The following is a 4,254-nucleotide window of genomic DNA, read 5'->3' as shown; positions in this document are numbered from 1 at the left end:
CATGCGGCCGGCGGCGACCAGCCGGTGGCGGTGGCGACCATTGGCCGGGGCGACATGCCGGTGGTGCTGACGGAGCTGGGCACGGTGGTGCCGATCACCAACGTCACGGTGCAGTCGCGCATTGACGGCTACCTCATGCAGGTGCTGTTCACCGAGGGCCAGCACGTCCACAAGGGCGATCTGCTGGCGCTGATCGACACCCGCCCGTACGAGGTGCTGCTGGCGCAGTATGAAGGCCAGCTGGCGCAGGACGTGGCCCAGCTGGAGGCCGCGCGCGTGGACAACGCCCGCTACCAGCGCCTGATCCGCCAGGACAGCGTCGCGGCCATGACCGCGAAGGACCAGCAGTACAAGGTCGAGCAGCTGGAAGGCACGGTCAAGGCCGACCAGGCGCTGGTCGATAACGAGAAGCTGCAGATCACCTACTGCCACATCGTGGCCCCGGTCGATGGCCGCGTGGGCATCCGCGAGGTGGACATGGGCAACTACATCACCGCCGGCCAGACCAACGGCCTGGTGATCCTGACGCAGATGCAGCCGATTTCGGTCATCTTCACCCTGCCCGAAAACGACATCGGCCCCGTCGCCACCCGCCTGCGCGAGGGCACGCCGCTGCCGGTCGAGGCATGGGACAGCGCGAACCTGACCAGAATCGCCACCGGGCAGGTCAGCGTGCTGGACAGCCAGATCGACACCTCCACCGGCACGGTGCGCATGCGCGCGATCTTCGCCAATTCGCAGGAGGAACTGTTCCCCAACCAGTTCGTCAACGCCCGCCTGCTGGTCAGCACCGACCATGACGCCCTGCTGGTGCCCACCAACGCGCTGCAGACCGGCCCGAACGGGCAGTTCGTGTATGTGGTCAAGGCCGACAGCACGGTAGAGGTGCGCAACGTGAAGACCGGCCACGCCAACAACACCATGACCGTGGTGACCGACGGCGTGAAGGACGGCGAACGGGTCGTGACCGACGGCGTGGACCACCTGCGCGATGGCGTGAAGGTGACGATCCCCGACGCCACCGCCCCCGGCGCCGGGTCCGATGCCGCCCACGGCGGCCATGGGAAAAAAGGCTAGACGTGCGCGCCCGTCCGCCCGCTTCCCTGCCTGACCGCCTGCCCCTGCCGCCGCCGGAGATTGCCGCGTGAACCCCTCCCGCCTGTTCATACACCGCCCGGTCGCGACCACCCTGCTCATGCTGGCCATCCTGCTGGCGGGGCTGCTGGGGTATCATTTCCTGCCCGTCTCCGCCCTGCCGGAAGTCGAATACCCCACCATCACGGTGCAGACCTTCTATCCCGGCGCCAGCCCCGACGTGATGGCGACCTCGGTCACCGCGCCGCTGGAGACGCAGCTGGGCGAGATGTCGGGGCTGGAGCAGATGACCTCGCGCTCGTCAGGCGGGGCGTCGGTCATCACGCTGCGCTTCGGCCTGACCATGACCATGGACATTGCCGAGCAGGAGGTGCAGGCCGCGATCAACCAGGCCAATTCGCTGCTGCCCACCGACCTGCCCGCCCCACCCGTCTATGCCAAGGTCAACCCCGCCGACACCCCGGTCATGACGCTGGGCATCACGTCAAAGACGATGCCGCTGACGGAAGTGGAGGATTATGTCGATACCCGGCTGGCGGAAAAGATCAGCCAGATCTCGGGCGTGGGGCTGGTGACGCTGTCGGGCGGCAACCGCAAGGCGCTGCGGGTACGGGTCAACATTCCCAAGCTGACCTCGTTCGGCATCGACCTTGACACGCTGCGCACGACCATCGGCAACGTCAACGTCAATTCCCCCACCGGCACGTTCGATGGCCCGCAGCGCGCGACCACGCTGCGCATCGACGGGCAGATCACCGGCGTGGACCAGCTGCTCAACCAGGTCATCGCCTACCAGAACAGCGGGCCGGTGCGCATCCGTGACGTGGCCAGCGTGGTGATCGGCCCCGAAAACACCGAACTGGCCGCATGGGCCAACCGCACCCCCGCCCTGGTCATGAACGTGCAGCGCCAGCCGGGCGCCAACGTGATCGCGGTGGTGGACAACATCAAATACGCCCTGCCGCACCTGCAGCAGTCGCTGCCGCCGGGCATCACCATCACCCCCCTGACCGACCGGACCACGACCATCCGCGCATCGGTGGAGGACGTGGAGTTCGAGCTGGGCCTGGCGCTGGTGCTGGTGGTGGGCGTGATCTTCGTGTTCCTGCGCAACGTGCCGGCAACCCTGATCCCCAGCCTGTCGGTGCCGCTGTCGCTGGTGGGGACGCTGGCGGTCATGTACCTGTTCGGCTTCTCGCTCGACAACCTCTCGCTCATGTCGCTGACCATCGCCACGGGCTTCGTGGTGGATGATGCCATCGTGATGATCGAGAACATCGCCCGCTACATCGAAATGGGCGACAGCCGCATGGAGGCGGCGCTGAAGGGCGCGGGCGAGATCGGGTTCACCATCATCTCGCTGACCGTATCGCTGATCGCGGTGCTGATCCCGTTGCTGTTCATGGGCGACGTGGTGGGCCGACTGTTCCATGAATTCGCCATGACGCTGGCGGTCACCATCATCCTGTCCGCCGTGGTGTCGCTGACGCTGGTGCCGATGATGTGCGCGCGCCTGCTGCATGAACGCGACACGAAGCATGCCGAACCGGCATGGTCGGCCGCGGTCGAACGCTGGACGGTCGCGACCATCAATGGCTATGGCCGCGCGCTGGACGTGGTGCTGCGCCACCAGCGGCTGACGCTGGGCATATTCGGCGTGACCCTGGTGCTGACGGGCGTGCTGGCCGTGGTCATTCCCAAGGGGTTCTTCCCGGTACAGGACACGGGTGTGATCCAGGGGATCTCGGTCATGGCGCAGTCCACATCGTTCACGGCAATGAAGCGCCACCAGCAGGAACTGGCCGACCGGATCCTGCATGACGCGGACGTGGCCAGCCTGTCCTCCTTCGTGGGGGTGGACGGGCAGAACGTGACGCTGAACCAGGGGCGCTTCCTGATCAACCTCAAGCCGGTGGACAGCCGCACCTCCACCGCGCAGGAAGTGGCCACGCGCCTGCGCGCGGAAACGGCGGACATCGCGGGGGCGGACCTGTACCTGCAGCCGGTGCAGGACCTGTCGCTCGATACCTCGGTCGCGGCGACGCAGTACCAGTTCCTGCTGGAAAACCCCGACTACAGCCAGTTCACGACATGGGTGCCGAAGTTCATCGCGCGGCTGCAGCAGGAAAAGGCCCTGTCGGACGTGACATCGGACCTGCAGGCGGCGGGGCTTGTGGCGCATGTCGACCTCGACCGCACAACCGGGGCGCGGTATTCCATCACGCCCCAGACCATCGACAACGTGCTGTATGACAGTTTTGGCCAGCGCCAGATCTCGACCATCTTCACGCAGTCCAACCAGTACCGCGTGATCCTGGAGGCAACCCCCGCCTTCCAGCAGGACATGGGATCGCTCAGCCAGATGTACCTGCCCGGCATCAGCGGCAATGCGGGCGAAAGCACGTCGGGGCCGACGCGTTCGCCCACGTCGGGGCTGGTGCCGCTGGCCTCCGTCACCACCCTGACGCAGGATACCGCGCCGCTGCTGATCACCCATGTGGGACAGTTCCCGGCCACGACCGTCTCGTTCAACGTCCGGCCCGGCTATGCGCTGGGGGATGCGACGGATGCGATCGAACGCGCGGCAAAGGACATCAGCCTGCCATCCAGCTTCCAGACCTCGTTCCAGGGCACGGCGGCGGCGTTCCGCAGTTCGCTGTCCAACGAGGCATGGCTGGTGCTGGCCGCCCTGGTCGCGGTCTATATCGTGCTGGGCATCCTGTATGAAAGCTTCGTCCACCCCGTCACCATCCTCTCCACCCTGCCCTCCGCCGGGATCGGCGCGCTGCTGGCGCTGTGGGTCACGGGGTCGGGGCTGGATGTCATGGGCATCATCGGGCTCGTACTGCTGATCGGCATCGTCAAGAAGAACGCCATCATGATGATCGACTTCGCGCTGGAGGCCGAGCGGGTCGAGGGCATGTCCTCGCTTCAGTCCATCCGCCATGCCGCCCTGCTGCGCTTCAGGCCCATCCTCATGACCACGCTGGCCGCCATGCTGGGCGCCGTGCCCATGATGCTGGGCACCGGCACCGGATCCGAACTGCGCCGCCCCCTGGGCATCGCCATCGTCGGCGGCCTCGCCGTCAGCCAGCTGCTGACACTGTTCACTACGCCAGTCATCTACCTCCTCATGGATGGAATCAGCCAGAAGCTCGC

General features: G+C 66.5%; 2 protein-coding genes. Both read left to right on the top strand.

The window, feature by feature from the left end:
- On the top strand, positions 1–1,077 hold a 1,077-nt coding region (locus HNO79_RS16225; protein WP_200409636.1), incomplete at its 5' end, for an MdtA/MuxA family multidrug efflux RND transporter periplasmic adaptor subunit.
- A gap of 67 nt (positions 1,078–1,144) precedes the next feature.
- Positions 1,145–4,254, top strand: a 3,110-nt coding sequence (locus tag HNO79_RS16220) for an efflux RND transporter permease subunit (RefSeq protein ID WP_214165934.1), incomplete at its 3' end; no start/stop codon positions are given.

This window comes from Komagataeibacter oboediens (assembly GCF_018491655.1).
In the GTDB taxonomy this organism is placed as follows: Bacteria; Pseudomonadota; Alphaproteobacteria; order Acetobacterales; family Acetobacteraceae; genus Komagataeibacter; species Komagataeibacter oboediens.
This window is presented reverse-complemented; position numbering and strand designations above follow the sequence as displayed.